We start from the raw sequence: 633 nt of genomic DNA on the forward strand, positions 1-633 counted from the left end.
CATTTGGCTTACTGGCGTTATCCTTCTAAGTGTTGCTACTTTTATAATGAACAGGCGTTTATTACTTTACATAAAAAAACAACCTGTTATTACAGATGAGAAGATTGTCCAGATTTTTGAAAAGTGTAAGCAATCTATGTCTATTCAACGGAATATCCCTCTATTTGTATCTGGAAAGGTTTCCAGTCCAACGGTTTTCGGATTTATTCGCCCCAAGTTGTTGTTATCCAGTGTACATATGAAGATTTTAAATGAACAACAACTACGATATATTTTTTATCATGAATTAGCTCATATCAAGCGAAGAGATGTTGGTGTGAATTGGCTTATGCATGGGTTACTCATTTTAAATTGGTTTAATCCCATTCTATGGTATGCCTACTCATGTATGCGGGAAGATCAAGAACTAGCATGCGATGCATTAGCTCTTACATGTATAGATTCAGAGGAACAAATTGCGTATGGACATACTATTATTAGTCTATTGGAACACTACTCAAGTTATTATCAAGTACCAAGTATAGCAAATTTTAGTAAAAACAAGAGAGCGTTAAGAAGGAGAATTCTAATGATTAAAAAATTCCAAAAAAAATCATATCGTTGGTCTGCGATAGGCGCTGTGGCAGTGATTGC

Annotated in this window: 1 protein-coding gene; it reads left to right on the plus strand. The window is 34.8% G+C overall.

Translation table 11 applies throughout. The annotated features are described in order from the left end of the window. The coding region (locus D1166_RS30945; protein ID WP_133300477.1) for a M56 family metallopeptidase at positions 1–633 on the plus strand (633 nt) is incomplete at both ends.

This window comes from Bacillus sp. ISO11 (genome assembly GCF_003458115.1).
Lineage (GTDB): Bacteria > Bacillota > Bacilli > Bacillales > Bacillaceae_G > Bacillus_A > Bacillus_A cereus.